The organism is Micromonospora sp. WMMD882, assembly GCF_027497255.1.
Lineage (GTDB): Bacteria > Actinomycetota > Actinomycetes > Mycobacteriales > Micromonosporaceae > Micromonospora.
Map to the genome: position 1 here is coordinate 4,742,609 of NZ_CP114903.1, position 26,990 is coordinate 4,769,598.

Here is a 26,990-nt window from a genome sequence, read left to right on the forward strand (position 1 = left end):
GGGAGGGCCCGGACCCGGCGCCGTGGTGTCAGCGTGCCGGGAACTCCTCGTCGAGGGCGAGGTTGAGCTCCAGTACGTTCACGCCGGGCGAGCCCATGAAGCCGAGCGCCCGGCCGGTGGTGTGTTCCTCGACCAGCTCCCGGACCGCCGCCGGGTCCGCGCCGCGCTCCCGTGCCACCCGATCCACCTGAATCCGCGCGTACGCGGGGGAGATGTGCGGGTCGAGACCGCTGCCGCTGGCGGTGACCGCGTCGGCGGGCACTGCGGGTTGCGCAGGGGCGTCGCCCCGGATCGGGACGATTGTCGCTCCGGCGGCCCGGTAGTCCTCGCCCGGTGTGGCGAGTTCGACCGGGACGCCCTCGTACTGGGCGAGGAAGGGGGTGGCGGGTGTGGTCTGGTTGACGCTGACGACGCGGGTTGTCGGGCCGGTGAGCCCGTCGCGGCGGAACACGGCCAGCACCGCGCCTACGCCGTCGGCCGTGCAGTAGGGGCGACCGCCGTCGACGCCGTCGAGTTCGCCGACGGCTTTGCTGCGCCGGCAGACCTGGGTGAGCAGGCTCTGCGTCGAGTCGTCGGGGTTGGCGGCGAGGGTGTCGACGATGTCCTCCGGGCCGAGGTTGCTGGCCGAAGTGGAGGTGGGGTCGTAGCCATCACCGGCCGCCGACGGGCGGGACTGGAAGTAACGCGGCACGGGGTTGCCGTCGGCGTCGGTGAACGACTGCCCGATGATCGAGCTGCCGACCGTCCTGTCGCCGACCTCGACCAGCGAGCCGTTCGCCCGGCCGTCGAGGCCGGGTAGCCGGCCGACGGCGACCAGGGCGAGCGGGTAGGCCAGCCCGAGCAGGACGGTGAAGACGAGCAGCGCGCGCAGGGCGGCGAGGTGTTGGGCGAGCCAGGTGGGTAGGCGCATCACGAGATCCCTGGGACGAACTGGATGAGCAGGTCGATGAGCTTGATGCCGAGGAACGGCACGATGATGCCGCCGAGGCCGTAGACCAGCAGGTTGCGGCCGAGCAGCTGCGATGCGGCGGCCGGCCGGTAGCGCACCCCGCGCAGCGCGAGGGGGATCAGCGCGATGATGACGAGCGCGTTGAAGATGACCGCGGACAGGATCGCCGACTCGGGGCTGGACAGCCGCATGATGTTGAGGGTGTCCAGGCTGGGGTAGATGCCGGCGAACATGGCCGGGATGATCGCGAAGTACTTCGCGATGTCGTTGGCGATGCTGAAGGTGGTCAGCGCGCCGCGGGTGATCAGCAACTGTTTGCCGATCTCCACGATCTCGATCAGCTTGGTCGGGTCGGAGTCGAGGTCGACCATGTTGCCGGCCTCCTTCGCGGCCGACGTGCCGGTGTTCATCGCCACCCCGACGTCGGCCTGCGCGAGCGCCGGGGCGTCGTTGGTGCCGTCCCCGGTCATCGCGACCAGCCGGCCGCCCTCCTGCTCCTTCCTGATGAGGGCGAGCTTGTCCTCCGGGGTGGCCTCGGCGAGGAAGTCGTCGACTCCGGCCTCGTCGGCGATCGCCTTCGCGGTGCGCGGGTTGTCGCCGGTGATCATCACGGTGCGGATGCCCATGGCGCGCATCTCGTCGAACCGTTCCTTCATGCCGGCCTTGACGACGTCCTTGAGGTGGATGACGCCGAGGGCGCGGGCCGGCTCCCCGTCGAGGTGCTCGGCCACGACCAGGGGGGTGCCGCCGATGCCGCTGATCTCGTCGACGATCTGCCCGACCTGCTCGGTGGGGTGGCCACCGTTGTCGCGTACCCACTTCATGACCGCGGCGGCGGCGCCCTTACGGATACGGCGCGCCGGCCCGGCGATGCCTCCGTCCACGGTGGCGTCCGGGGGCAGGTCGACGCCGCTCATCCGGGTCTGCGCCGTGAAGGACACGAGGGTGGCGTGCGGGATCAGGCCGGGCTCCCGCTCGCGCAGCCCGTACTCGTTCTTGGCCAGCACCACGACCGAGCGCCCCTCGGGGGTCTCGTCGGCGAGGCTGGACAGCTGCGCGGCGTCGGCGACCGCCGCGGCGTCAAGGCCGTCGACGGGCAGGAACTCGGCGGCCTGCCGGTTGCCCAGCGTGATGGTGCCGGTCTTGTCCAGCAGCAGGGTGTTCACGTCGCCGGCGGCCTCGACCGCCCGCCCGCTCATGGCGAGCACGTTGCGCTGCACCAGGCGGTCCATGCCGGCGATGCCGATCGCCGACAGCAGCGCCCCGATCGTGGTCGGGATGAGACAGACCAGCAGCGACACCAGCACGATCCCGCTGACACCGGCGTCGGTGATCGCCTGCGTGTCCGCGGCTGCGCCCTGGTAGTTCTTCGAGAAGATCGCGAGCGGCTGGAGGGTGACCACGGCGAGCAGGAAGACGATCGTGAGCGCGGCGAGCAGGATGTTGAGCGCGATCTCGTTCGGGGTCTTCTGCCGGTTGGCGCCCTCGACCAGGTTGATCATCCGATCGATGAAGCTCTCGCCCGGCTTCTGGGTGATCATGACGACGATCCGGTCGGAGAGGACCTTCGTGCCGCCGGTGACCGCGCTGCGGTCGCCGCCGGACTCCCGGATCACCGGGGCGGACTCGCCGGTGATGGCGGACTCGTCGACGCTGGCGATGCCCTCGACCACGTCACCGTCGCCCGGGATGATCGCGCCGGCCTCGACGACGACGACGTCGCCCTGCCGAAGTTGCGGCGCGGGGACGCTCTCGGTGCGGTAGGTGCCGGGGGCGGCGCCCGAGGTCCAGCCGAGGGCCCGGGTGGCGACGGTGTCCGTCTTGGCCCTGCGCAGGGCGGCGGCCTGCGCCTTGCCCCGCCCCTCGGCCACCGCCTCGGCGAGGTTGGCGAAGAGTACGGTCAGCCACAGCCAGACGGTGATGGCGATCGCGAACACCGAGGGGTCCGCGACGGCGAGAACAGTGGTGAAGGCCGCGCCGATCTCGACGATCAGCATCACCGGGTTGCGCCACAGGGTGCGCGGGTCGAGCTTGCGCAGGGCGTCGGGCAGTGACCGGATGAGTTGCTTCGGGTCGAGCAGCCCGCCGCCCCGGTTTCCCTGGCTGGCCGGGGTGCCGGCGGTCGCCGCGTCGGCGGTGCCGTGCGGCGCCGGCGTGGAGGTGGTCATGTCCTTCTCTCTCATGGTGGTCACAGCCCCTCGGCCAGCGGGCCGAGCGCGAGCGCGGGCAGGAAGGTCAGCGCCACCAGGATCACCGTGACGCCGACGACCATCCCGACGAACAGTGGCCGGTGGGTCGGCAGGGTGCCCTCGGACGCGGGGGTGGGTTGCTGACGGGCCAGTGAGCCGGCCAGCGCGAGGACGAAGATGATCGGCAGGAACCGGCCGAGCAGCATGCACAGGCCCAGCGCCGTGTTCCACCACGGCGTGTTCACCGTGATGCCGGCGAACGCGGAGCCGTTGTTGTTGCTCGCCGAGGTGAACGCGTACAGCACCTCGGACAGGCCGTGCGGGCCCACGTTGAGCGCGGTCGAGTGGTTGCCCGTGGCGAACGCCGCGGCGGTGCCGGAGAGCACCAGCGCCGGGGTGACCAGGAAATACAGCGACGCGAACTTGATCTCCCGCGAGCTGATCTTCTTGCCCACGTACTCCGGCGTGCGGCCCACCATCAGGCCGGCGACGAACACGGTGATCACCGCGAGGATCAGCAGGCCGTACAGACCGGCGCCGACACCGCCGGGCGCGACCTCGCCGAGCATCATGTTGCCCAGCAGCATCCTGCCGCCCAGCGCGGTGTACGAGTCGTGGAACGAGTTCACGGCGCCGGTCGAGGTGAGCGTGGTGGCGGCGGCGAAGGTCGCCGAGTTCGACACGTCGAACCGGACCTCCTTGCCCTCCAGGGCCGCGCCGACCGCCTGCGGCACCGTGCCGTTACCGGTCAGCTCGAAGACGTTGGTCAGGGTGACGCTGGCGATCGCGAGGATCGCCATGACGGCGGCGATGGCGTAGCCCTGCCGGTTCTGGCCGACCATCCGGCCGAAGACCCGGGGCAGGCTGAACGGGATCAGCAGGATCAGGAAGACCTCCAACCAGTTCGTCCAGGTGGTCGGGTTCTCGAACGGGTGGGCGCTGTTGACGTTGTAGAAGCCACCGCCGTTCGTGCCCAACTCCTTGATGACCTCCTGGCTGGCCACCGGCCCGCCGGTGATCGTCTGTGCGCCGCCGGTCAGGGTGGTGACGTCGACGCCGGCCGACAGGTTCTGCACCACTCCGCCGACCATCAGCGCGAGCGCGCCGAGCACGGAGATCGGCAGCAGGACCCGCAGCGTGATCCGGGTCAGGTCGACCCAGAAGTTGCCCAACTCGCCGCTCCGGCTACGGGCGAAACCCCGCACCAGGGCGACGGCGACGGCGATGCCGACCGCCGCGGACACGAAGTTCTGCACCGCCAGGCCGGCCATCTGCGCCAGATGCCCCATGGTCGACTCACCCGAGTACCACTGCCAGTTCGTGTTGGTCACGAACGACACGGCGGTGTTCCAGGCGCCGTGGGCGATCACCGGGTCGAAACCGAGCGACAGCCACAGGTGGTTCTGCAGCCGCAGGAACCCGTACAGGAACAGGATCGACACGGCGGAGAAGGCCAGCACGCTACGGGCGTACACCCCCCAGGACTGCTCGGCGGCCGGATTCACCCCGACCAGGCGGTAGACGACCCGCTCCACCCGGGACTGCCTGGACCCGGAGACCACCCGGTACAGGTGGTCACCGAACGGCTTGTGCACGGCGACCAGCGCCACCACGAGAGAGAGGACGAACAGCGCCCCGGCTGTCGTCGTGGTCATCAGAACCGCTCCGGGAACAGCAGGGCGACCACCAGGAACACGGCCAGGCCGATCGCCAGCACCAGACCTACGGCGTCGACGGCACTCACCGCTTCTCCACACCCCTCACCAGCAGGGCGAGCGCCGCGAACAGCGCCACCGTCAACACCACGAACACCACGTCAGACACGCTGACTCCCCTTACCGGAACGAGCTCGGCACGACCGCCGACCGGTCGTGCCGGGCAATCACAACGCTCCGGCCCCGTGCCGGACAGGGGCTATAACGCGACCATCACGGCGAACCGACGCTTTTTAACGCTCTCTTCACGCCGTCCCACGGTCGGGTGACCTGGGCCACCCTCTTAGCGGGGGACCAGGCGAGCCGGCCCCACGACGGCAGCAGCGGTGGCAGGTCCCCCAGCAGGGCCGTCGGGCCGCGGCCCGGCCACGCCTCAGGGGTCTCTCCGGGTACGATCCGGCCGTACTGGTCGGGTAGGTTTCCCCAGCCGCCGACGGGGCGCGGACCACGCGGCGGCGCGAGAGTGGTGTCGGCGGCACCGCTGACGGCACACAGATGCGTCCAGTCCTCACCGAGGTCGAACACGTAGGCGAACGGCATCCGCGGACGCAGCAGTTCCAGCCGGCAGGACCGGCCGTCGCGGGTGCCCCGGAAAGGCGGAACCCGCCCGCCAGGCCGACCAACTCACCTCAACTCCGCCGCCGAAGCCTCCCCGACGCCCGCGGCTGGTACGACGTCAGCGCCCATCGGACCCGCCGGACCTGTTGCCGGACGGACCCGCCACCGGGTTGGTCGCCCGAGGAAAGAGACGGGCTCGCCGCTCCGCACGGTCCTCGGCGTACGTCGTCATGCGCTGGTAGCCGGCGCCGAGGGCCGCGGCGAACGGGATCAGTGGCGCGTACGACCACCCCTCGCCGCCGGTCAAGTCGCCGTACCGGTTGGCGAGGAACCCCACGAAAACCGCCACCGCCAGGGCCGTCACCGCCACCACCGCCCGCAGGTCCCCCACCCGAGCGGAGAACCAGCCGACCACCGCGGCGACGACCAGCACCCGGGCGGGCAGCTCCGCCGCCCCGAAAACCACCACCACAAGCGCGGCGCCGGTCACCGTCACCGCACCAGCGGCCACACTGACGCCCACCGGCGTGGGCTCAGCACAGGCAACATGTTCAGGACCTCGATCGACACTCACCGCACGCCTCCGACGGAGCCTCGGGCCCGCGCCTCGGACCCGCCGTGACCCATGTCAGCCCGGGGCCGCAGCCACCGTCGAGGACTTTCACGCGACCGCTACGCCGACCGGCCGAATTCTCACGGCGATACGACGCCCCGTGCCGACGATCGGCAAACGTCACCGGTGCCCTCAGGAGTGGACGCGGTCAGGCCGGGGATCACCGCGAGCCAGCTCCTCAAAGCGTCGTGGTCACCGATCCCAGTCGCCGCCTACCGCGTTGGGCTGCACGGACCAGGCGCTGGGACCAATCGCGGGCGCCACCGGACAGGGCGGGACGCCCCGGACGACCGGCGGCGGGCGTCGGCTGTGCGCGCGGTACCTGGTCGGCTGCGACGGCGCGGACAGCACCGTCCGTGAGCTCGTCGGCTTCGGCGCGGGCACCGACGCGCCCGTCCCCGGGTGGATGGCGGTCCTCGACCTGGTGGACCGGGAGAAGCTGCGGCCAGGATTTCACTACCCGCCGAACGGCGGGTACGCGCACCCGGCTCGACCAACCAGCCTGAGCTGCATTTTAACGGTCGTCTCAGATTCGCTCGGTACGAAGTCGGCAGCAGACAAGCGATGCAACCCGTATGTAGGAGGCTTGTGATGGCAGTCGACGCAGCGCCGACCGGGGAGGCGCCGGCCGGTCGGTTGGCAGGCCGGTGGGTGCCGTGGTTGGTGATTGGCCTGTGGGTGGCGCTGGCGGCGGTCATGGTGCCGCTGAGCGCGAAGTTGAGCTCGGTCACCACCGACAGAGCCGTGGACCTCCTGCCGGCAGGCGCCGAGTCCACCAAGGTGGCGGCGCTGGAGGACAGCCTTCCCGGCGGTGAGGAAAACACGTTCGTCTTCGTGTACCACCGCGCCGGCGGTGTGACCGACGCCGACCGCGCGACGGTCGAGCGCCAGTACAGCACCCTTGCCGAGCGGTACCCGCCGACGGTGGCGGCTGCGGTCGACGAGGAGGACGAGGGCCCACCGACGAGCCGCTCCACCGACGGCGAGGCGATAATGTTCACCCTCGACGTGAGCACGACCTACGGCCCACCGGAGGACCTCGTCGGCCCGTTGCGTGACGCCGCGAAGGACCGCCCCGCCGGCCTGGAACTCGAGGTGACCGGCCCGGCAGCGATCGACGGCGACATGGACGCCGTCTTCGATGGCATCGACCTGCAGGTCCTCCTCACCACCGTCATCGTCGTCACGCTCCTGCTCATCCTCACCTACCGCAGCCCGGTGTTGTGGTTCATCCCGTTGATGGCCGTGAGCGCGGCCGCGCTGACCGCGATGGCCTCCGTCTACCTGCTCGTCAAGGGCTTCGGCATCGTGGTCAACAACCAGAACTCGGCGCTGCTGACGATCCTGGTGTTCGGCGTCGGCACGGACTACGCGCTGCTGCTCATCTCTCGATATCGGGAGGCACTGCACCACCACGAGGACGTCCGGGTCGCGATGGTCCACGCGCTGCGCGGCGCGGCGCCGGCCATCGTCGCGTCCGCGGCCACCGTGGTCGCCGGTCTGCTCTGCCTGCTCGTCGCGGACCTGAACAGCACCAGCGGGTTGGGCCCGATCGGCGCGGCCGGCATCCTGTGCGCGCTGGTGGCCATGCTGACGCTGTTCCCGGCGGTGCTCGTGGTGCTCGGCAGGCGGATCTTCTGGCCGGCCATCCCGCGGTTCAGCACGAGCGTGGAGGAGAAGCCGGGGCTGTGGGGACGGCTCGGCGCCGCCATCAGTCGCCGCCGGTGGGTGGCGACGCTCGCCTCGCTCGGAGTCCTCGGCGTGCTCACCGTCGGGCTGACGGGCAACACCGGCGCCCTGCGGGAGCAGGACCAGTTCCTGTCCGCGCCGGAATCGGTCACCGGCCTCACTGTTCTCCGCCAGCACTTCCCTGAGCTCGGCGGCATGCCGCTGACGATCTACACGCGGCCGGCGCACCAGGTGCGGGTGCTCAACGTCGTCAAGGGCACCCCCGGTGTGGCCCAGGCATTCCCGGGTGAGACCAAGGGTGGCTGGGCCGACATCTCCGTGTTCCCGAAGGATGCGCCGGACACCGTCGCAGAGTACGACACGATCAAGCGGGTGCGCACCGCCGTGCACGCGGTGAGCGGGGCGGAGGCGATCGTCGGCGGGCCGAGCGCGGAGAACCTGGACACCGAGGTGACCACCAGCCGCGACGAGAAGCTGGTGATCCCGCTGGTGCTCGCCGTCGTCCTGATCGTCCTCGGGCTGCTGCTCCGCGCGATCGTAGCCCCGCTGATCCTGATGGCGACCGTGGTTGTCTCGTTCGCCGCGGCCTTCGGCGGCAGCGTGTTCGTCTTCGAGACGATCCTCGGGTTCAAGGGGATCGACTCCTCGGTGCCGCTGCTGGCATTCCTGTTCCTGGTGGCGCTCGGCGTGGACTACAACATCTTCCTGGTCAGCCGGGCCCGGGAGGAGACCGTGCGTCTCGGCACCAGAGAGGGCATGCTCAGGGCCCTCTCCGCCACCGGTGGCGTCATCACCTCGGCAGGCGTGGTTCTGGCGGCCACGTTCGCGGTCCTCGTCTCACTTCCGCTGGTGATGCTGGTCGAGGTCGGGTTCCTGGTCGCCTTCGGCGTGCTGCTCGACGCCCTGCTGGTGCGGTCGGTCCTGGTGCCCGCCCTCACCCTGTTGATCGGCCGGCGGATGTGGTGGCCGAGCCGGCTCGACCGGCCGACGGCGGAATCGCCTACCGGGCGACACTCGCTCCCCGACGATGAGGACGTCGCGCTGCAACGGTGAGCGCGGCGGCGCGGACGAGATCCGGGACGGGGACCCAGGCCCCGTCCCGGATCTTCTCATCGGCACGACGGTCGCCGCCCGTTGGTCCTGCGCCATGCCGCAGGGGCGGGTCAGCGCACCGCGGTGTCCTCCCCGGCGGCGCGGCGCCCGATCGGGGCGGGCAGGGCTGCGGCCGGAAGGTCGACCCGAAGCAGCGCGCCACCGCGTGCGGAACGGGCGACGGTGGCCCGGCCGCCGTGGGCGTCGACGACCCGCCGCACGATCGACAGCCCCAGACCGGATCCCGGCATCGCCCGGGCGCTGTCGGCACGGTAGAACCGGTCGAACACCCGCGGTACGTCGACGGCGTCGATGCCCGGCCCGGCGTCGTCGACCTCGAGCACCGCCGACGCGCCCTCGGCACGAAGCCGGACCTGGACCGGCTGGTCGGCGGGGGACCACTTGCCGGCGTTGTCGATGAGGTTGAGTACCGCCCGCTGAAGCGCGGCCGGACGCCCGCTCACCCACACGGAGGTCACGTCGAGCGCGATCTCGATGTCGGGCACGCGGGAACGGGCCCGGGTCGCGGCGGCCACGACCACGTCGGCGAGGTCGAGCAGATCGGTATTCTCGTCGCTGACGTCACCACGGGCCAGGTCGGTCAGCTCGGCGGCGAGGGTGCTCAACTCGGCGACCTGGGCGCCGAGATCTTTGAGCAGCCGGGTCCGGCTCTGCGCCGGCAGTCCGCTGTCCAGGGTGCCGCGCCGATCGAGCCGGATCAGCAGTTCGATGTTGAGGCGCAGGCTGGTGAGCGGGGTTCTGAGCTCGTGGGCGGCGTCCTCGGCGAGCAGCTGCTGGGCCTGCCGGGAGTCCCGGAGCGCGGCGAGCATGTCGTTGATCGATTGGATCAGCCGCCGGATCTCCCCACCGCCCTCGTCCGGGATGGCGGCGTCGAGATCCCGGGTCTGCGCGACGCGTACCGCGGCGGCGGTCAGCCGGTCGACCGGTGCCAGCCCGGTCCGCGCCACGGTCCGTCCGACAAGGGCGCCGCCGCCCGCGCAGAGCAGCCCGATCAGCAGCATGCCGAACCCGAACTGGTTGATCGCACTGTCGTCGGCGACGCGGGCCACCTGGACCGCGCCGTCACCCGCCCGCAGCGTGTAGATGAGGTAGCCCTCGTCCTCGATGTCGTTCGACTCCATCAGGTCGGCCGGCCCGCCCTGCGCCACGCGCCCGGCGTGCTCGCTGACCGGGGGCAGCGCGGGTTGGCCGGCCGGCGTCCGGGTCGAGCCGTCGGGCAGGATGACCCGCACCAACCGACCGGATCCGGAGTACGGCGGTAGCGGGACCCGCGCCAGACCGGCGCGTTCCGCGTCGACCGCCAGAAAGCGGGAGTCGGCGCGCAGCTGATCCTCCGCGGTGCTCCGCAGCTCCCTGTCCATCAGCTCGCTGGCCACCTGAAAGGCCACGAACACGCTGACCGCGATGGCCGTCGCCGCGATCACCGTCAGCCTGGTTCGCAGGGACCGCCGGCGCCACCATCGGGTCAGCCGGCGCGGTTCCCGGCGGGCGGGCCTGTTCACGGAGGAGCCTCCCGCAACGTGTACCCCAGGCCGCGCAGCGTGTAGATCAGTCGCGGCTCACCCTCAGCCTCCATCTTGCGGCGCAGGTAGCTCACGTACACCTGAAGGTTGTTGGCGGTGGCGCTCATGTCGAAGCCCCAGATCGCCTCGAACAGCGCGTCGCGGGTCAACACCCGGGTCGCGTTGCGCACGAGGACCTCCAGGAGGGAGAACTCGGTTCGGGTCAGGTGCAGCGGCCGCCCGCCACGCCACGCCTCGAACCTGTCGGGATCGAGCCGGACGTCGGCGAACGACAGGATCTGCGACTCGCCGTCGGTCGGCGTGCGCCGGCGCAGCAGGGCCCGCACCCGGGCCAGCAACTCCTCGGTGGCGAACGGCTTGGGCAGGTAGTCGTCGGCGCCCGCGTCCAGCCCCGCGACCCGGTCGGAGACCTGGTCACGGGCGGTCAGCATCAGCACCGGCAGATCCCGACCCGCGGCCCGCAACCGCCGGCAGGTCTCCAACCCGCCCAGGCGGGGCATCATCACGTCGAGGATCAGCAGATCCAGGGTGTCACCGCCGGCCCCACCGACCCCGTCGAGCACGGCGAGACCGTTGGCGACGGTGCTGGTGTCGTAACCCTCGACCTGGAGCACCCGCTCCAGTGACTCACGGATGGCCACGTCGTCATCCGCGATCATGATCCGCACGCCGGCCCGCCCCCTTCTCCTACGGCCCTGGTGGGGTGTCGGCGTTCTCCCGCCGCAGCGACGCGAGCTCGACCCGCTCCTCCTCGCACAACTGCCCAGCGGCCGCCTCGCCGCGAGCCGCACGATCCTTCTCCACCCAGTTGCGAGGATGCCGCTGTTGATCCCCAGACTACGCGCTACCTGCGCGATCCGGTCTCCCGCACGATCCGGACCGTGCCCGGACGGAATTCCGGATCGAATCGGCGTCTCGGCTCAGCCGTGAGCCTCTGTCCCTCAGGTCCTGGCCTCCACGCTCGAGGGGAACCACACAGGCGATTCCCGCGATCCCGTTCGCGGCAGCCAACTCACCCGGGTAGCCGGCCAGGTAGGACCCCAGAGCCCGGCCAGCCGGGAGGTGATGAGAACCAAGTCCATCGACTGCGCCGGCAGCGGCGTCCGCAGTCCGATGGTGCGGTGCATCTGGTGGCGGCATCCGTCCGTGTCCGGCTCGAGGGTCTCGTCGAACTCGAACAGCTCAGCATCGGGAAGGTCCGCCGGCGCGGCACCTCCGCGCCCGAAACGGCCAGCCGATCCGGCCGTACCTGGAGACCCGACCGTGATTCCGCCTTGACGTCGAGATCGCGAGCCCTGCCCGTCCAGGTCACGACGCCCCCGCCTGGGCAGCGGGCGGACCGTCCCGACACGGCTCTGCGTCGGTATTCAGCGTTGCTACCTAGCGGTACCTAGTGCTACTGTCTACCGGTAGTCAGCGTCGCTTGGTAGCGAGGGGATGGCGGCATGGGCAACCAGATGACAGAGATGCTGAAGGGCACTCTCGAAGGCATCGTCCTGGCGATCCTGGCCCGCAGATCGGCGTACGGCTACGAGATCACCGCGTGGCTGCGCGACCGCGGGTTCTCGGACATCGCGGAAGGCACCATCTACGCGCTGCTCGTCCGCGTCGAGCAGCGCGGCTTCGTGGACGTGGAGAAGGTTCCCTCCGAGAAGGGGCCCCCGCGAAAGGTGTACTCGCTCAACGCGAAGGGGCGAGAGCAACTCGCCGAGTTCTGGAGGACGTGGGGCGTCCTGACGGAGCGCATCGAACAACTTCGTGACACCGACAACCGACAAAGCCAAGGAGCATGAGCATGGCCGCCGCGAAGTGGATCGAGACGCTCGTCGGATCGCTCGACCAGAAGAAGCAGTACAAGCACCACATGGCCCGCATGGAGGCCCTGCCGGAGCCGCACCGCAGCGCGGCCAAGGCGCTCCAGCGGTACTTCATGTATCAGGGCGGGATCGTCGACGGGAACACGCTCATCACGATGCTCGGCGACTTCGTCGACCTCTGGGAACGTGCGGCGGCCGACGGCACGCCGGTCCGCGCGATCGTCGGCGACGACCCGGTCGAGTTCGCCGAGACGTTCCTGCGGGCGTACTCGGGCCGGCAGTGGATCGACAAGGAGCGCGCACGCCTGCGGACGGCGATCGACACCGCCGCCGGCGACACCAGTGAGGAGAGGGACGCATGACCACCGGAACGCGCGAACCCGCGATCAGCGTGCGGGCCGTCACCAAGTCCTACCAGGACCTGCACGTGCTGCGGGGCGTCGACTTCGAGGTGGCAGCCGGGAGCATCTTCGCTCTGCTCGGCTCGAACGGCGCCGGGAAGACCACGCTGGTGCGGATCCTGTCGACGTTGCTGAAGGCGGACGGCGGCACCGCGACCGTGCACGGCTTCGACGTCTCCTCGACCCCGGCCGACGTACGCAGGTCGATCAGCCTGACCGGCCAGTTCGCCGCAGTCGACGACGTGCTCACCGGCCGGGAGAATCTGGTCCTGGTCGCGAAGCTCCGCCACCTGAGGAACCCGGGTGCGATCGCTGACGACATGCTCGCCCGTTTCTCGCTCGCTGAGGCCGGGAACCGCCGGGCGGCGACGTACTCGGGCGGCATGCGCCGGCGGCTGGACATCGCGATGAGTCTTGTCGGGAACCCGCCGGTCGTGTTCCTCGACGAGCCGACCACGGGCCTCGACCCGCAGGCCCGCATCGAGGTCTGGCAGACGGTGCGCCAGCTCGCCAAGGATGGCACGACCATCCTGCTGACCACCCAGTACCTCGACGAGGCCGAGCAACTCGCCGACCGGATCGCGATCCTGCACAACGGCACGATCATCCAGAACGGCACCCTCGCCGAGCTGAGGCGGCTCCTCCCGTCCGCCAAGGTCGAGTACGTCGAGAAGCAGCCGACCCTCGAGGACGTCTTCCTCGCCCTGGTCGGCGGCACCGATGACACCGCCGGCCCGGCAGCCATCTCCGTAGGAGAGGAATCTCGATGAGCGCACATGTCCTCAGCGACACCGGAACCCTCACCGGCCGCTCTCTGCGTCACATCCTCCGCAGCCCGGACACCATCATCACCACAGCCGTCACCCCGGTCGCGCTGATGCTGCTCTTCGTGTACGTGCTGGGTGGCGCCATCAACACCGGATCGGACCAGTCGTACATCAACTACATGCTGCCGGGCATCCTGCTCATCACGATCGCGTCCGGCATCGCCTACACGGCGTACCGCCTGCTCCTCGACCTGCAGGGCGGTATCTTCGAGCGCTTCCAGTCGATGCCGATCCCACGACCCTCCGTGCTCTGGGCGCACGTCCTGACCTCACTCGTCGCCAACCTGGCCTCGCTCGTGATCGTCACAGGCGTCGCACTGATCATGGGATTCCGCACCAACGCATCCACAGCCGACTGGCTCGCCGCCGCCGGCATCCTGATCCTGTTCACCCTCGCCCTCACCTGGATCGCCGTGATAGCGGGCCTGTCCGCCAAGACCGTCGACGGCGCGAGCGCCTTCAGCTACCCGCTGATCTTTCTGCCCTTCGTCAGCTCGGCGTTCGTCCCTACCGACTCCATGCCCGGCCCGGTCGCGTGGTTCGCCGAGAACCAGCCGGTAACGTCCATCGTGAACACTCTTCGCGCGCTGTTCGCGCAGCAACCCGTCGGCAACGACATCTGGATCGCCCTCGCCTGGTGCGCCGGCATCCTCATGGCCGCCTACGTCGCCGCGACAGCGATCTACCGCAAGAAGACCAGCTGACCGGTCGCGGGCGGCAAGGTCGATCTGTGCCACAACCTTGACTCATACGACGACAGGGAAGATAGCCGAACGGCTATCTTCCCTGTCGTCACAAGTGCGCCCGAAGGGACTCGAACCCCTAACCTTCTGATCCGTAGCGAGAAGCATCAATGCGCAAAGTGATTCGTTTAGCCCAGTCCGACCGCGTCCGACCCAAACCGAACACGTTATTGCTGGTACGGCAATAGCCCGTTGAAAATCAATCAGATTACCACTTGCAAATAGAGTCGGAAGTCCGGTGCAGTCCAGCCTGCCCACCCCCAGTGCCCCGACGTCCGAGCACCCACGCATGCGGCCGACCGGGCCAGATCAGGGTCCGGTGCGAGGGGCGCGCTTCGCCGAGCAGGGAGTCGCTGGTGACGCACCGGTAGTTGTCAAGTCAAATTGAGACGGTTTGGTCCTGTTGGGTGGGCTGGTTGATCCAGGCACGGTCGGGTAGTTGCGGTGGGCGTGGCCGGTGGTTGAACCGGTCTGGGTGGGTGGCGTGGGCCGCGTCGAGGGTGTTCTGGCGGTGCTCGCGGATCTGCTCGGCGGTGCCGTAGTGCACCGACGCCGGGGTGTGCCAGCCGATCCCGGAATGCCGGTGCTCGTGGTTATAGGCGGTAAAAAAGCCGTCGCAGAAGGCTCTCGCGTCAGCGAGGGATCCGAACCGGGCCGGGAAATCCGGCACGTACTTCATAGTCTTGAACTGGGCCTCGGAGTACGGGTTGTCGTTCGAGGTCCGGGGTCGGGAGTGCGAGCGGAGGACACCGAGGTCGACGAGCATCTCCGACACCGGTTTCGACACCATGGCGCCGCCGCGGTCGGCGTGGATGGTGTGCGGCTCGATCCCGTTACGGTCGATCGCGTCGGCCAGGAAGTCACGGGCGACGACCGCGTCCTCGGCGGCCGCGACGAGCCACCCGGTGACGTACCGGGAGTAGATGTCGATCATGACGTAACACCGGTACCAGACGCCTTTGACGGGTCCTTTCAACGCGGTGATGTCCCAGGACCACACCTGACCCGGCCCGGTCGCGACCAGCTCCGGCCGCACCCGGGGCGGATGGGTCGCCAGCCGGCGTCGTTCCCGGCTCTGCCCGGCCGCGCGGGCGATGCGGTACATCGTGGACATCGAGCAGTGGTAGCGGCCCGCGTCGAGTTCCCTGGCCCAGACCTGCGGGATCGCCAGGTCGGCATAAGCAGGCGAGTTCAACACCGCCAGGACCCGCTCCCGCTCGGCGGTGCTGAGCGCCTGCGGCGGCGGGGTCCGCGGCAGCCACGGCCCGTGCCGCGGCCCGACCACCGGCTTCGCCCGCCGGTAGTAGGTCGCCCGCGATGTCCCGGTCAACGCGCACGCCCGCTGCACGGAGATGTCCGCGTCGCGTAACTGCCCGAACACGGCGGTCAGGATCTCCTCGGCGGGTTGTCGTTGTCCGCGCTCTCGGAGAGTTCCTCCAAGAGCGCGTGCGCTTTTCCCATGATGTCCAACGCAATGCGGGTCTTCTTCAGATCCGCCTGCAGCTTCTCGTTCTGCCGGCGCAGCTTCTCCAGCTCGATCTGTTCTGCGGACTTCTTCACCCGCGACCCGGCCGACGCAGCGCCGGAATCCGGAGTCCCTGCCTGGCCGAGGTGCCCGGCATCCCGAGCCCGTGTCCACTCGATGATGTGCGACGAGTACAAGCCTTCCCGGCGCAGGATCGCACCCTTCTCTCCGTTCGCGGCGTTCTCGTACTCGGCGACCATCGCGAGCTTGTACTCCGGGCTGAAGACCCGCCGCGACGGCTTCGGCGCCGGGTCCCCGCCGCCGGACGCCGGCTGCTTGCCAGATGAAGTGGACACGTACACAAGGATCTCCGATCCCCGCCCTCAGCAGGTCAGCACCCCACTCACACGGGGTGTCTCACGCCATCCTGACCGAGAGGGGCGAGGAGGACGCCGTTGGTCGCGTCGATGGTGAGGATGTCGTGCCTTGGCACGCCGGAGTGGTCGGTGTACGGGACGATGACGTTCACGCCGGGGCGGTGGACGCGGTCGGTGACGCCGGTCTGTGCGAGGAGGCCGGGCTGCTGCGCGAGGAGCCGCAGGATCGCGGCCCGGGCCGGGCGGGTGGGCGCGTGGCGTTCGTAGAGTATCGCGATTCCGCCGACGATGTGCTGGGGACCGGTGTCGCCGGGACCGGCCGCGGCGAGCAGGTGGGCGCGCAGGGCGGCGGGTCGTCTCGGTGGTGGTTGGTCGAACCGGTCCCCTGCCCGGCCGGTCCAGCTGTTGTCTCCGCTGTCGGGGGTGCAGCTGTCGGCGTCTATGTGCACGCTGACCTGCCGTCCGTCGGCGGCGTCGTCGGTGCGCCAGAGCTGGTTGACGCGGACCTTTTCGGGCCATCCGGTGGGGCGGGGTGGCCCGATGATGTCGCGGTACCAGGTGCGTTGTTCGACGTACTGGTAGTCGCCGCGGGTGGTGTCGGCGGGTGCGTCGGTGAGGGTGTCGGCCAGGCGGGTCAGCACCGGTCCGGCTGGGACCGGTGGTGTGCTGGTCGGGGGCGTTGTCGGAGACGGCGGGTCGGGGCTCACGCCGGCGGAGAGTCCGGTACAGGCGGTGAGGAGGAGTGACGCGGTGAGCAGCATCGCGCCGGTGCGGGTTCGGGTCACCGCGTGGCCTGCGCCGTGTCGATCGTGGGTTCTGCGGAGCGGTCGATGACGAGGGTGTAGGAGCGCAGGCGTGGTGCGTTCTTGTCCATGCCGGGCGGCGGGCCGAGGTCGGTGCTCTCGTGGGCGAGGACCCAGCCGGCCCGGTCGATGATCAGGGTGTCGCGGGCCCGCTGGTGGGCGACGGCGACGGCGATACCGGGCCGACCGGCCCGGTCCGCGGTCGTGCCGTGGCAGACGACGGCGTCGGCGGTGGCGAGTAGGCGGAGCAGGGCGATCCGGGTGGCCGGTGCCGGGTGTTGGGTGAGATGCACGTCCGCGACCGCGCGGATGATCCACTGCGGTCCCATCCCGGGCGGCTGGACCGCAGCGAGGTGGGTGGTGAGGGTGTGGGGGTCGGTGGGGGTCGGCTCGGGTAGCGGTGCGGGGATTCCTCCGGCGGGGTGGTCGGTGACGGTGTGGCCGGCGGAGCCGGGTGTGGTGCTGACGGTGCGACCAGACCCGTCGGCGGCGCGCCACTGCCAGGTCTCGGTGGTGACGATCGTGCGGCTGCTGGTCCCCGACGGGATCAGGGTGTCCTGCGCGGCCCAGGCCCGAGTGTGTGTGCGGGCGTACGTGGCGGGGCGCGCCAGGGTGGCGTTGGCCGAGCGGCTCGCGTCGGCCGCCGTGGTGAGCATGTCGGCCAGTTCCGCGAGGCACGGTGCGGTGACGCCGGCTGCGGGCGGTACCTTGCCGGGGCCTGCGGGGATCACCGCCGGTTCGGCGCCCGGGCGGTGGCCTCCGGGGAGGTACGGGTGCGCGATGGCTGCCGTCAGGGCGATGGTGACGGCGGCCAGGGCGACCCCCAGTAGGGGACGCCGCGGTTTGCCCGTGCGCCTGTGCGGGGTCTGCGCGTCGAGTGGGGTCATGGTTGTTGCCTCGTCGTCGGTTGTTCGGATGTGACGGGGAAGCGATCGACCCGTGCCGCGGGGCGGGCCGGGTCGGCTGGCTGCGGCTGTGTTGCGGCGTCGCTGGAGAGAAGCCGCAGGAGGTCGCGGATGGCGTGGGTGACGGTGGGATACGAGGGCACGGATGGTGGCCGCGGCCGTGTGGCCGCCGGAGGGCGGGCGATCCAGATCGGGACCATGCCGGCGGCGAGGGCGCCTTCGACGTCGGCGTGCCAGCTGTCGCCGATGTGGAGACAGCGTGCGGGGTCGACGTTCAGCGCTCGGCTTCACGCGTGAAAGGGGCCGGGGTCGGGCTTCGCGAGTCCGCGGTCCGGACCGCAGATGGTGGCCGTGACGAACTCGGTGAGGGCCGCCTTGTCCAGCTTGCGCTGGATCGAGGCACGTGGCCCGTTGCTGCAGACCGCTACCGGCGCGAGGTCGGTCAGCTCTCGCAGGAGACCGCGTAGTTCCGGGTCCGGGGTGATCATGGCGAGTTGGGCGGCGACGCATGTGCGCACCAGCCGGTCCAGGCCCCTGGTGTCCAGCGAGACGCTCACGCTCCGTAGAGCCGTCCGCCAGACGCGTCGACGAAGGTCATGCAGGCCACGGGCGCCCGCTGCGGCAGGGTACCGCCAGTGGGCGGCGAATGCCGCGTGGTAGGCGGTGATCAGCGCGCCGGGGTCGACGCGGGAGGTGAGGGTGGCCGCGAGCTGGGCTCCCGCCCGCACCCCGTGAGCCAGGCTGCCGCTGGTGTCGATGAGTGTGTCGTCGATGTCGAAGCTGATGGCCGCGAGTGCTCGGGCCGGTGGCGTGCCGAGTCGCGTGTGCAGGTACCTCGCCAGGACCGGCAACGTGTCGGCGGGCTGGTCGCTGACGAGGGCGCGGGAGGTGGTCAGCACGCGCTGAAACCCGTCGCGGTCGTGCCTGCCCGCAGCGTGGGCTTCACCTCGCCTCGTTGTCGCCTCCGCAGGGAGACGGAGGAGTGGAACCGGGTCGACCAGGGTTGTCTCGCGGCGCCGAGGGCGTGTTCGGCCAGTCGGAGGAGTTGGATGTCCGAGGTGCCGGCGGGGGCGACGATGTGCAGGGCGTCGCGGAAGTAACGCTCGATGGGCGACCGGGCGGGATGCAGGCCGTGTGCGGCGTGGATCTCCATCGCGGTGCGGGCGGAGTCGATCGTCTGTTCGGCGTTGACGAGTTTGGCGTTGACGAGTTCGGCGTCGCAGGGTAGTCCGCGGTCGAGCAGGTGTGCGGCGTGGTAGGCGGCCAGGCGGGCGACCATCAGCCGGGACTGCATGGCGCCGATGCGCTGCTTCACCGTGGGCAGGTCGGCCAGCGGTTTCCCGTAGCGGTGTTGGCTGGTCGTGTAGGTGACGGTGGTGTCGAGGACGGCTTGGTGGATGCCGAGGGCGACGGCGGCGAGGTTGGGTCTGCCGTACAGGACGCTGGAGGAGTAGGCCACATCGAGGCCGTCGCCTTCGACGCCGAGCCGGTTCGCCGCCGGAATCCGGCAGTTGTCGAAGACGATCTCGCCGAAGCTGAAGCCGTGCAGGCCCATGCTCGGCTCGTGCGGGGTGAGGCGCACACCGGGCCGGTCCGCTTCGACGAGGAAGGCGGACAGTCCAAGGGTGCCGGGGCCGGTGCGGGCCACGACGCCGTGCAGGTCGCCGATGTGGCTGTTGCCGACGAAGGTCTTCGTGCCGGTGATGAGGTAGTCGTCGCCGTCGCGGACGGCGGTGGTGGTGATGCCGAGGACGTGGCTGCCGGATCCGGGTTCGGTGACGGCGATGGTCGGCAGGCAGTCACCGGCGGCGATGGCGGGTAGCCAGGTCTGTTTCTGCGTGTCGCTGCCGAAGTGGATGATCTTCGCGGTGCCGAGCTGGGACGCTTGGAGCATGGCGCCCATGGCGGCGCAGACGCGGGACAGTTCCTCGATGATGATCGTTTTGGCGAGGTGGCCGAGTCCGAGTCCGCCATGGGTGGGGTCGATCGTGACGCCGAGCCATCCTTGGCGGGCGATGTGCCGGGACAGGTCGCGCGCCACGCTCCGGCCCGCCTCCAGCTCTGCGACGCGGGGTCGGATCTCGGCCTCGGCGAACGCCCGGACCGTGTCCCGCAGGCGTGTGTGGTGGGGGGTGAGGTGGTAGCCGTCGACCATCTGCCGCTCTCCTCGTGGGTCGTCCCCGGGTGTGTTCCGATGGCTGCGGGTCACGCCATCGGTTGCAACCGTGGTGGGGGGTGGTGTCACCGGCAGCGCCTGGAACGCCGGGTCGCCGACTCGGGCGGCGGGGGCGACGTGGGCGTGTCCCGCGCTGGTCGCAGTGGGATCGGTGGCGCCGTCGGCGGTCGCCGGACGTACCCGGTTGTCACCGGGGGTGGTGTTCCCGCTGTTCGATGAGCGCCGACAGCTCGGCGGCCAGGGTCTTGATGGTGGTGAGCCCTTTCTGGCCCCAGGCGCGGGGCTCGGGGCCGACCACGCAGATCGTCCCGAGGGCGGTGCCGGTGTGGTCGATCAGCGGGGCGCCCAGGTAGGTGCGGATGCCGAGCTGGTCGACGACGGGGTTGCCGGCGAATCGCGGCCAGGCGCAGACATCCTCGAGGACCAGGGCGCGGCGTCGGGCGACGACGTGTGGGCAGAAGCCCTGGTCTCGTGACATGCGGCGGCCGGGTTCGAGTGGGGTGACCGGCGGGGACACCCCCGGCTGGGTGGTTCGGGCGGTGTAGAGGCCGGCGAAGAACTGGCCGTGCTCGTCGAGGAAGTTCACCATCGCCCAGGGCATGTCGGTGGTCTGGGCCAGCTTGCGGGCGAAGTCGTCGAACTCCGGCTCCGCTCGTCCGAGTCGCAGGGCCCGCAGGCGGTGTAGCCGCTGCGGTGCCTGTACGTCGGGTGGGGTGAGGAGTCGGGGTTCGTAGCTGTCATTGATCATGCCGGGTTACCTGCCTCTGTCGGGTCGGCGCTGGCGAGTACGGAAGGCGGCGCGGTGAGCAGGTACTGCACGAGCGTCACCAGGACGGCGGTCGCGGATCGTTGGTGGCGGGCGTCGCACGTCACGACCGGCACCTCCGGCCGCAGGCTCAGGGCGGCGCGTACCTCTGCGGGGTCGTATCGGTAGGCGCCGTCGAACTCGTTGACGGCGACCAGGAACCGCATGCGGCGGGACTCGAAGAAGTCCACGGCGGCGAAGCAGTCCGGCAGGCGGCGGGTGTCGACCAGCACCACCGCGCCGAGCGCGCCGTGACACAGCTCGTCCCACAGGAACCAGAACCGGTCCTGCCCCGGTGTGCCGAACAGGTACAGGACATTGCCGGCGTCGATGGTGATGCGGCCGAAGTCCAGGGCCACGGTGGTGGTCGTCTTGGCCTCCACCCCGGCGAGGTCGTCGGCGCCGACGCTGGCCGCGGTGAGGATTTCCTCGGTGCGCAGCGGCGGGATCTCGCTCGTCGCGGTGACGAAGGTGGTCTTCCCGACTCCGAACCCGCCGGCGATCAGCACCTTGAGCGCGTTCGGCGTGCGGTCAGAGTCGTCGTTGTAGGCCGGCAAGGAGCCGCTCCAGGATCGTCCGGTCGTGGGGGTCGACGACCGGGCTGGGTGGGCGGGTGCGTACCGCGCCGACCGCCACCAGGTCCGACAGCACCACCTTCGTGACCGCGGCCGGCAACCTCATCCGGGCGGCGATCTCGGCGACCGTGGTCGCCTCGCCGCACAGACCCAGCGCCACGCCGTGGTCCGGCTCCAACCGCCCGCGCGGCCGGACGCCGGTGGCGACGACCCACGACAGCAGGTCCATGGCCGTGGTGGGCCGGGTCCGGCCGGCGCTGACCGTGTAGGGGCGTACCAGCCGCCCGGCCGCCTCGTCGACCCACGTCTCCTGATGCGCGCCGCCGGAGCTCATCGGACGGCAGGGGATATGACGCCGGCGCTGCGGGCGGGGGTCGCCAGATACGGTCGGACGCTCTTGACCATCTGCGACATCTCGTAGCCGAGGACGCCGACGTCCGTCTGACGGCCCGCCAGCACCGCCAGCACCGCGCCCTCACCGGCGGCGGTGACGAACAGCAGCGTGTCGTCGAGTTCGGCCACCACCTGCCGCACGCCGGAGCCTCCGTCGAACATCTGCCCGGCGCTGCGGGTCAGGGAGAACAGCCCGGAGGCGATCGCCGCCAGGTGGTCCGCGCCGTCGCCGGCCAGGCCGTGGGCGGCCCGCGGCAGCCCGTCGGAGGACAACAGCAGCGCGCTGTGGGTGTGTGGCACCCGTTCCAGCAGGGCGGCCAGCAGCCAGGCCAGCTCCTGGCCGGGCGTCGTGGTGTTCACGGGATGGCTCCTTGTCGCGTCACAGTGGTCACGGGGTGGGAGGCGCTGCGGACGGGATGCCGTTTCCGGCGTCAACGCCGCGCAGGAAGTCGGCCATCAGCGTCGGGTCGTGGCCGCCGCGGGGCTGGTTCACCGCCCCTGGGCGGGGCTGCCGTAACGGGGCCGCCATGTGTGCCTGCCGGGTCCGGCGCGGCAGCACGGGCCGCGACCCGTCGCCGTGCGCGTCCTGGCCGGTGAGGGAGCTGTGGTAGGTGGCGGGCGTCGGTGTGGTCGGTGTCGCTCTCGCCGGGGGCGTGGGTGGGCGGTGGCGCGGGACGGCCGGTGACGGCGGGACACCGGTCATCGGTGGTGGCGGCGTGGTCGGCGCGGTGCGTGGCGGTGTTCGGGCCGGGTCGACGGCTGGCGGTTCCTGGGTCGTATGGTCGCCTAGCAGCGGCGTTGGCAGGATCACCACCGCCTGGGTCGTAGACGTTGGTCTGCAGTTTGACCGTGATGGCGTGCCGGCGGGCCAGCGCTGATACCACCCACGCGCCGATACGGCCGTCGCGGAGCAGGTCCCCGACGTCGACGCGGCCCGGATCCGCCAGCAGGGTGTTGAGCCGGTCCTGCTCGGGGTGCGGCATGCCCAGGCCGCGGTCGTCCACCTCGACCGCCACGCCGGCCGCGACCCGCCGGGCCCGCACCGTCACCTCCGTGTCCGGAGGCGCGAAGACGGTCGCGTTCTCGATCAGCTCGGCCAGCAGGTGCACCACGTCGGCTCCGGCGTGGCCGCGTACGGTTCCCTCGACCGGGGGCGTCACCCGTACCCGGGCGTACTGCTCGACCTCGGCGGTGGCCGAGCGTAGGACCTCGACCAGCGGCAGTGGTCGGCTCCACTGCCGCCGCGGCACGGCCCCTCCCACCACGGCGAGGTTCTCCGCGTAGCGGCGGGTGCGGGTGGCGAGGTGGTCCACCTGGAACAGGCCCTTGAGCAGGTCCGGGTCCTCGACCTGCGCTTCCAGGGTGTCCAGCAACTGGATTTCGCGGTGCGCCAGGCCCTGCAGCCGGCGGGCGAGACCGACATACACCTCCTGCTGACCCACCATCGGGGCGACCGACTCCCGCGCGGTGGCTGCCGGTGTCCCGGCGACAGACCGGGCGAGCTCACGACCGCGCACCGCGGCGCCCGCGACGACCGCGGAGCACGCCACGACCGCGCACACGATCATCAGCGCGGCCGTCACCGGGACGGGCCCTGGTGTCAGGGTCACCGCCCACGCCGCCGTCCCCAGTGCGATCACCGCCACCACCGCGGCCGGTCCCACGGACAGTCGCAGCAGGCGGGCGCGCAGGCCGGTCGCGGTCGGCTCTCCAGCCGGCGCGTCGGGTCGGACTTCCACCCTGCCTCCTCACATGCTCGAGGCGGCGTGGGCATCGGCCCCGCCACCGGCCGCGCGCCCAGCCCGGCCCACCGGGCCGTGGGATGGCCTGGCGTCGCAGCGATCGATGCCGTTGGAACCCATTGGCGGGGAAGCGCGGGGTGTCGACCACCGTCGACACGAAGAACCGACACGGAATCCGCGCGACCCGGCCACTCCGGGAGGACCAAGGCCACCTTTCGGCCGGCCGCCCCGATCATTCGACGTCAATCGATGCCGGTTGGTCGGGCGCGGGTGACGATCGGCGGCGACGCGAGCGCGGCCGGCCCGCCGTGGTGTCGGATTTCGGTGTCGAGGGTGTTCGACACGAACAGGCACCCGTTTCCTGGACGAGGATTCCCCGTGACCCGGGCCGGGTGACATCGACGCCGCCGGGAGCGGGCGGACGCTGGGAGGGATCGTGAGCAAGCGTCTGGTCGTCGAGACCCATGCCAGCTCCTGCTATTTCCGCACCTCCGTGGAGGGCGACGAGCGTAAGGCGTTGGTGCAGATCACGGAGCGGTGCAACCTGCACTGCGCCCACTGCTTCGTCTCCTCCACCCGCGTCGGGGCGGACATACCGCTGGAGGTGATGGTCGAGACGGTGCTGCCCCGACTGCGGCGGGCCCGGGTGCGGCGGTTGACGTTGACCGGCGGGGAGCCGTTCGTGCATCCACACCTGGTGGAGATCTGCGCGGCGGCGGCCCGGATGGACCTGCCCGTCAAGATCTGCACCAACGCCACCCGGACCAGTGATGGGCAGATCGCCGCTCTCGCGGCGCTGGGCAATGTGCGGGTCAACGTCAGCTTCGACGGGTTCCGGCCCGCCTCGCACGGCCGGTTCCGGGGCGACCGCGACTCGTTCGCCACCACCCGGGAGACGACGCGGCGGTTCGCCGAGGCTGGTCTGTTGCACGGGATCCTGTCGACGCCGAACGTGCTCACCCGGCCGGAGGAGTTCGCCGAGCTGTGCGCGTTCGCCGCGGACCTGGGCGCGGAGTACGTGCTGATGAACCCGCTGTCGAGCTTCGGGCGGGGCGTGAAGTCCCACGGTCGGCTCGCCGCGCCGGAGCAGACGATGCGGGCGATCGCCGCCGCCACCGCGCCCCTGGCCGGCCGGGTGGAGTTGGTGCCGATCCGGTTCCCGAACGACGAGCGGCCGTTGTCCGGCTGCGACGCCGGCACCCTGATCTACGTGTTCGCCAACGGCGACACCGCCGTCTGCCCCTACCTGGTCTTCGCCGCCCGGACCCCGCAGTCCCGGCACGCCGACCGTGAGTTCCTGGTCGGCAACATCCTCGACGGGGAGATCGCCGACGCCCTCGACCGCTACCGCTTCCAGGACCGCTACCAGGTGGGTGCCGACCCGACCTGTGGGGCGTGCGCGTTGAGCACCTCGTGCGGCAAGGGCTGCCCGGCCGCCGTCGTCGCCGCCGGCCAGCGCATCGGCGTCCGGGACGCCGAGCAGTGCCCGCCCGAGACCGTACGGCGTCCGCTGATCCCGATCCAACCGGTCAACAGGTGACCACGGTCATGTTCATCGTGATCGAGGGACCCAACGGGGTCGGGAAGACCACCATCGCCGGGCGGTTGGCCGACCGGTTGCGCCACGACACCGGCCGGCCCGTGCACCTGACGACCGAGCCCACCCGCACCCGGCTCGGGGAGCTGCTGCGTGAGGCGGAGGCCGTCATCCACGGACGGGCCCTCGCCCTCGCGATCGCCGCCGACCGCACCGCGCACGTCGAGGACGAGATCATCCCCGCCCTCGACGCCGGCGCCATCGTCATCAGCGACCGCTACGTGCAGTCCTCACTGGTCCTGCAGCGGGTCGACGCGGTCGACCTGCGCGAGATCTGGAGCTACAACAGGTACGTCCTGCAACCCACCGTCTCCCTCTACCTGATCGACGACCCGCAGGTCATCGCCGCCCGCCTCGCCGCCCGCCACCGCCTGACCCGACTTGAGGCCACCGGCAGCCCCGAACGCGAGCTGCGCCTCTACGACCAAGCGTTCGACTTCCTCCATCGGCAGTCCTGGCACCAGGCGAAGATCGACTGCCGGAACCGGAACCCGGAACAGGTGGTCTCCGCCGCCCTCGACACGCTGACCCCATGCTCGCCCGACGCCCCGCGGCCTGACACCCTCACCCCGTGCTGTCGATCCTGACCCTGAACATCCAGGCCACCTCCCGGCGGCGCGCCGAACCGCTGCTGCGGTGGCTCGCCGCCCGCCCGGAACAGGTCCTCCTGCTCACCGAGACCAGCGGCGGCGACGGCACCGCCCACCTGGTCGACCAGTTCCGCCGCGCCGGCTGCCACGTCCTGCACCCGTCCCTGCCCGGCGACCGCGGCGCGGCAATGATCAGCCGGGTGCCGGTCACCGCCCGCCCGGACCTCACCGCCGGACTCAGCATCCCCGGCCGGGCCGTCGCCGCCACCATCGACAGCGACCCGCCTGTCACCGTCCTCGGCGTCTACGTGCCCTCCAGCGACCGCGCCCCCGCCAAGGTCCAACGGAAGAAGACGTTCCTCGCCTCCCTCGTCGACACCCTCGACCACCTGAATGCTGACGAGCGGGCGCACCTGGTGCTCGGCGGGGACTACAACGTCATCCCCCGCGACCACCAACCCCCCTACCCCGGAGTGTGGCTACCGTTCGAGTACGGCCTATTCGACGCCCTCGCCGACGCCGGACTCACCGACACGCATCAGCACCTCGCCCCCGGCGTCCCGCAGCACAGCTGGTTCGGCCGGGCCGGCAACAGCTACCGCTTCGACTACCTCCACGTCGGCGCCGCACTACGCGACCGAATCCACGGCGGCGACTACCTACAGGAGCCCCGCGAGCAGCGCCTCACCGACCACGCCGCCGTCACGTTGAACCTCGACCTGCCCGCCGACACACTCGACATGCGGCCCATGCCGCAGGCAGCCGAGCCGGCGACCCTGTTCTAAACCCCGATCAGCCCCGCCGCGCGGACCAGTGAGTCATAGGTGTCGCTCGTCCGCCGCAGCGGCGCCTCCAGCGCGACGGCGAACCGGTCAAGCTCGGCCTGGACCCGTTCACCGGACCCGTCACCGGAAACGATGCGCTCGATCTCCAGAAACGCGCCGATGCCGTCCACCTCGTCAACGCACAACGACATCAACCCGACGGTCGCGGTACGCCGGGTCTTGCGGATGCGCACCGTCGGATAGAAGCCCAACTGTTGGATCGCGGCGTGCATCTGCTCCCGATCGGCCACCTCGGTCTCGTGCTCGACACACGACTGCTCGTTGGCCACCGGCGTCTTGACCGTCAACAGGTGCCGACCCCGCTCGGTCCGCAGCCGCGCGAACGGCACCCCGATCTTCGACTGCCCGTAATCCCAACCGACCGGCGCGTACGCCTGATCGTCCTGCACGACCGGCGCCGACAGGACGACACCACGGGCGGCCAGAGCCGCCTCCAGCACGGCGAGGTCACCGACCTGGTACTTGACCTCCACCTCGCACGCGGCCACTGCGGTCGTGCCTGTCGTCTGGGCGGTGTCAATGCTCGTCACGTCGTGGCAGCCTACGACGCGACCGCCGAACCGGCGTCTCGACCCGCCCG

29 protein-coding genes are annotated in these 26,990 nt (G+C 70.7%); 9 read left to right on the forward strand and 20 right to left on the reverse strand.

The features are described from left to right. Positions 1-28 precede the first annotated feature (28 nt). The 5 genes from O7606_RS20160 to O7606_RS20180 all read right to left on the reverse strand — a co-directional run bounded on the left by O7606_RS20160 (position 29) and on the right by O7606_RS20180 (position 5,934). Complete coding sequence (locus O7606_RS20160; protein WP_281595581.1) at positions 29-910, reverse strand: potassium-transporting ATPase subunit C; 882 nt, start codon at positions 908-910, stop codon at positions 29-31. Beyond that, positions 910-3,117, reverse strand: coding sequence for a potassium-transporting ATPase subunit KdpB (kdpB, locus tag O7606_RS20165; protein WP_281599773.1), 2,208 nt, complete (start codon positions 3,115-3,117; stop codon positions 910-912). The genes O7606_RS20160 and kdpB overlap by 1 nt, the downstream gene beginning before the upstream one ends. Before the next feature lie 20 nt (positions 3,118-3,137). Next, positions 3,138-4,793: a potassium-transporting ATPase subunit KdpA gene (gene kdpA, locus O7606_RS20170; protein ID WP_281595582.1), complete on the reverse strand. Its 1,656-nt coding sequence runs from the start codon at positions 4,791-4,793 to the stop codon at positions 3,138-3,140. Further along, positions 4,793-4,882 (reverse strand): K(+)-transporting ATPase subunit F, encoded by a 90-nt coding sequence (kdpF, locus tag O7606_RS20175; protein WP_088984567.1) that lies wholly within the window; start codon positions 4,880-4,882, stop codon positions 4,793-4,795. The genes kdpA and kdpF overlap by 1 nt, the downstream gene beginning before the upstream one ends. Before the next feature lie 647 nt (positions 4,883-5,529). Continuing rightward, positions 5,530-5,934, reverse strand: coding sequence for a hypothetical protein (locus O7606_RS20180; protein ID WP_281595584.1), 405 nt, complete (start codon positions 5,932-5,934; stop codon positions 5,530-5,532). A gap of 190 nt (positions 5,935-6,124) precedes the next feature. On the opposite strand from O7606_RS20180, the gene O7606_RS20185 reads away from it, so the two are divergent. Next, positions 6,125-6,616 (forward strand): FAD-dependent monooxygenase, encoded by a 492-nt coding sequence (locus O7606_RS20185; RefSeq protein ID WP_281595585.1) that lies wholly within the window; start codon positions 6,125-6,127, stop codon positions 6,614-6,616. After that, positions 6,616-8,766 (forward strand): MMPL family transporter, encoded by a 2,151-nt coding sequence (locus O7606_RS20190; protein WP_281595586.1) that lies wholly within the window; start codon positions 6,616-6,618, stop codon positions 8,764-8,766. The genes O7606_RS20185 and O7606_RS20190 overlap by 1 nt, the downstream gene beginning before the upstream one ends. A 110-nt stretch (positions 8,767-8,876) precedes the next feature. On the opposite strand, the gene O7606_RS20195 is transcribed toward O7606_RS20190, so the two are convergent. Then, positions 8,877-10,250, reverse strand: a complete 1,374-nt coding sequence (locus O7606_RS20195) for a HAMP domain-containing sensor histidine kinase (protein WP_281595587.1) — start codon at positions 10,248-10,250, stop codon at positions 8,877-8,879. Between the two features lie 74 nt (positions 10,251-10,324). Then, positions 10,325-11,008 carry a response regulator transcription factor gene (locus O7606_RS20200; protein WP_281595588.1) on the reverse strand — a complete coding sequence of 228 codons (684 nt, stop codon included), beginning with the start codon at positions 11,006-11,008 and terminating at the stop codon, positions 10,325-10,327. 786 nt (positions 11,009-11,794) lie between these two features. Between O7606_RS20200 and O7606_RS20205 the strand changes: the two genes are divergently transcribed. Genes O7606_RS20205 through O7606_RS20220 form a run of 4 tightly spaced genes read left to right on the forward strand, consistent with a single transcriptional unit; the run spans position 11,795 to position 14,098 of the window. Further along, complete coding sequence (locus tag O7606_RS20205) at positions 11,795-12,142, forward strand: PadR family transcriptional regulator (protein WP_281595589.1); 348 nt, start codon at positions 11,795-11,797, stop codon at positions 12,140-12,142. A gap of 2 nt (positions 12,143-12,144) precedes the next feature. Further along, positions 12,145-12,528, forward strand: coding sequence for a DUF1048 domain-containing protein (locus tag O7606_RS20210; protein ID WP_281595590.1), 384 nt, complete (start codon positions 12,145-12,147; stop codon positions 12,526-12,528). Then, positions 12,525-13,337 carry an ABC transporter ATP-binding protein gene (locus tag O7606_RS20215; RefSeq protein ID WP_281595591.1) on the forward strand — a complete coding sequence of 271 codons (813 nt, stop codon included), beginning with the start codon at positions 12,525-12,527 and terminating at the stop codon, positions 13,335-13,337. Before O7606_RS20210 ends, O7606_RS20215 begins: the two co-directional genes overlap by 4 nt. Then, positions 13,334-14,098 (forward strand): ABC transporter permease, encoded by a 765-nt coding sequence (locus tag O7606_RS20220; RefSeq protein WP_281595592.1) that lies wholly within the window; start codon positions 13,334-13,336, stop codon positions 14,096-14,098. The genes O7606_RS20215 and O7606_RS20220 overlap by 4 nt, the downstream gene beginning before the upstream one ends. 418 nt (positions 14,099-14,516) lie before the next feature. On the opposite strand, the gene O7606_RS20225 is transcribed toward O7606_RS20220, so the two are convergent. The 12 genes from O7606_RS20225 to O7606_RS20275 form a co-directional block, all read right to left on the reverse strand. Beyond that, on the reverse strand, positions 14,517-15,518 hold the full coding sequence (locus O7606_RS20225) for an IS3 family transposase (RefSeq protein WP_348651112.1): 1,002 nt from the start codon (positions 15,516-15,518) through the stop codon (positions 14,517-14,519). 5 nt (positions 15,519-15,523) lie between these two features. Continuing rightward, positions 15,524-15,958, reverse strand: a complete 435-nt coding sequence (locus O7606_RS27660; protein ID WP_348651111.1) for a transposase — start codon at positions 15,956-15,958, stop codon at positions 15,524-15,526. Positions 15,959-16,005: 47 nt separating this feature from the next. Further along, complete coding sequence (locus tag O7606_RS20230) at positions 16,006-16,620, reverse strand: hypothetical protein (RefSeq protein WP_281595593.1); 615 nt, start codon at positions 16,618-16,620, stop codon at positions 16,006-16,008. A 140-nt stretch (positions 16,621-16,760) separates the two neighbouring features. Further along, positions 16,761-17,669, reverse strand: a complete 909-nt coding sequence (locus tag O7606_RS20235) for a hypothetical protein (RefSeq protein ID WP_281595594.1) — start codon at positions 17,667-17,669, stop codon at positions 16,761-16,763. Next, complete coding sequence (locus tag O7606_RS20240; RefSeq protein WP_348651171.1) at positions 17,666-17,965, reverse strand: HAD hydrolase-like protein; 300 nt, start codon at positions 17,963-17,965, stop codon at positions 17,666-17,668. The genes O7606_RS20235 and O7606_RS20240 overlap by 4 nt, the downstream gene beginning before the upstream one ends. Before the next feature lie 9 nt (positions 17,966-17,974). Next, on the reverse strand, positions 17,975-18,586 hold the full coding sequence (locus tag O7606_RS20245) for an HAD family hydrolase (RefSeq protein WP_281595595.1): 612 nt from the start codon (positions 18,584-18,586) through the stop codon (positions 17,975-17,977). Next, on the reverse strand, positions 18,580-19,842 hold the full coding sequence (locus tag O7606_RS20250) for an acyl-CoA dehydrogenase family protein (protein WP_281595596.1): 1,263 nt from the start codon (positions 19,840-19,842) through the stop codon (positions 18,580-18,582). Before O7606_RS20250 ends, O7606_RS20245 begins: the two co-directional genes overlap by 7 nt. Before the next feature lie 208 nt (positions 19,843-20,050). Further along, the gene (locus O7606_RS20255; RefSeq protein ID WP_281595597.1) at positions 20,051-20,611 is read right to left on the reverse strand and encodes a GAF domain-containing protein; all 561 of its coding nucleotides are present in this window, start codon (positions 20,609-20,611) and stop codon (positions 20,051-20,053) included. Further along, positions 20,608-21,225: an ATP/GTP-binding protein gene (locus O7606_RS20260; protein WP_281595598.1), complete on the reverse strand. Its 618-nt coding sequence runs from the start codon at positions 21,223-21,225 to the stop codon at positions 20,608-20,610. Before O7606_RS20260 ends, O7606_RS20255 begins: the two co-directional genes overlap by 4 nt. Continuing rightward, entirely contained in the window at positions 21,200-21,577 is a 378-nt protein-coding gene (locus O7606_RS20265; protein ID WP_281595599.1) for a DUF742 domain-containing protein, read from the reverse strand. The genes O7606_RS20260 and O7606_RS20265 overlap by 26 nt, the downstream gene beginning before the upstream one ends. Further along, on the reverse strand, positions 21,574-21,996 hold the full coding sequence (locus O7606_RS20270; RefSeq protein ID WP_281595600.1) for a roadblock/LC7 domain-containing protein: 423 nt from the start codon (positions 21,994-21,996) through the stop codon (positions 21,574-21,576). The genes O7606_RS20265 and O7606_RS20270 overlap by 4 nt, the downstream gene beginning before the upstream one ends. Before the next feature lie 71 nt (positions 21,997-22,067). Then, positions 22,068-23,375 (reverse strand): ATP-binding protein, encoded by a 1,308-nt coding sequence (locus O7606_RS20275; protein WP_281595601.1) that lies wholly within the window; start codon positions 23,373-23,375, stop codon positions 22,068-22,070. Positions 23,376-23,814: 439 nt separating this feature from the next. On the opposite strand from O7606_RS20275, the gene O7606_RS20280 reads away from it, so the two are divergent. The 3 genes from O7606_RS20280 to O7606_RS20290 are packed head-to-tail and all read left to right on the forward strand — an operon-like array spanning position 23,815 to position 26,350. Then, positions 23,815-24,918, forward strand: a complete 1,104-nt coding sequence (locus O7606_RS20280; protein WP_281595602.1) for a radical SAM protein — start codon at positions 23,815-23,817, stop codon at positions 24,916-24,918. Positions 24,919-24,926: 8 nt separating this feature from the next. Further along, positions 24,927-25,562 carry a dTMP kinase gene (gene tmk / locus O7606_RS20285; RefSeq protein WP_281595603.1) on the forward strand — a complete coding sequence of 212 codons (636 nt, stop codon included), beginning with the start codon at positions 24,927-24,929 and terminating at the stop codon, positions 25,560-25,562. Further along, positions 25,547-26,350 (forward strand): endonuclease/exonuclease/phosphatase family protein, encoded by an 804-nt coding sequence (locus tag O7606_RS20290; protein WP_281595604.1) that lies wholly within the window; start codon positions 25,547-25,549, stop codon positions 26,348-26,350. Before tmk ends, O7606_RS20290 begins: the two co-directional genes overlap by 16 nt. On the opposite strand, the gene O7606_RS20295 is transcribed toward O7606_RS20290, so the two are convergent. Next, positions 26,347-26,940 (reverse strand): class IV adenylate cyclase, encoded by a 594-nt coding sequence (locus O7606_RS20295; RefSeq protein ID WP_281595605.1) that lies wholly within the window; start codon positions 26,938-26,940, stop codon positions 26,347-26,349. The two genes, O7606_RS20290 and O7606_RS20295, sit on opposite strands and share 4 nt — an antisense overlap. Positions 26,941-26,990 lie beyond the last annotated feature (50 nt).

Excerpts from the sequence above, each read along its gene's own strand:
- O7606_RS20160 (WP_281595581.1), bottom strand. The coding sequence starts at position 910 with ATGCGCCTACCCACCTGGCTCGCCCAACACCTCGCCGCCCTGCGCGCG.
- kdpB (WP_281599773.1), bottom strand. The coding sequence starts at position 3,117 with ATGACCACCTCCACGCCGGCGCCGCACGGCACCGCCGACGCGGCGACC.
- kdpA (WP_281595582.1), bottom strand. The coding sequence starts at position 4,793 with ATGACCACGACGACAGCCGGGGCGCTGTTCGTCCTCTCTCTCGTGGTG.
- O7606_RS20190 (WP_281595586.1), top strand. The coding sequence starts at position 6,616 with ATGGCAGTCGACGCAGCGCCGACCGGGGAGGCGCCGGCCGGTCGGTTG.
- O7606_RS20200 (WP_281595588.1), bottom strand. The coding sequence starts at position 11,008 with ATGATCGCGGATGACGACGTGGCCATCCGTGAGTCACTGGAGCGGGTG.
- O7606_RS20205 (WP_281595589.1), top strand. The coding sequence starts at position 11,795 with ATGGGCAACCAGATGACAGAGATGCTGAAGGGCACTCTCGAAGGCATC.
- O7606_RS20210 (WP_281595590.1), top strand. The coding sequence starts at position 12,145 with ATGGCCGCCGCGAAGTGGATCGAGACGCTCGTCGGATCGCTCGACCAG.
- O7606_RS20215 (WP_281595591.1), top strand. The coding sequence starts at position 12,525 with ATGACCACCGGAACGCGCGAACCCGCGATCAGCGTGCGGGCCGTCACC.
- O7606_RS20220 (WP_281595592.1), top strand. The coding sequence starts at position 13,334 with ATGAGCGCACATGTCCTCAGCGACACCGGAACCCTCACCGGCCGCTCT.
- O7606_RS20235 (WP_281595594.1), bottom strand. The coding sequence starts at position 17,669 with ATGACCCCACTCGACGCGCAGACCCCGCACAGGCGCACGGGCAAACCG.
- O7606_RS20250 (WP_281595596.1), bottom strand. The coding sequence starts at position 19,842 with ATGGTCGACGGCTACCACCTCACCCCCCACCACACACGCCTGCGGGAC.
- O7606_RS20255 (WP_281595597.1), bottom strand. The coding sequence starts at position 20,611 with ATGATCAATGACAGCTACGAACCCCGACTCCTCACCCCACCCGACGTA.
- O7606_RS20265 (WP_281595599.1), bottom strand. The coding sequence starts at position 21,577 with ATGAGCTCCGGCGGCGCGCATCAGGAGACGTGGGTCGACGAGGCGGCC.
- tmk (WP_281595603.1), top strand. The coding sequence starts at position 24,927 with ATGTTCATCGTGATCGAGGGACCCAACGGGGTCGGGAAGACCACCATC.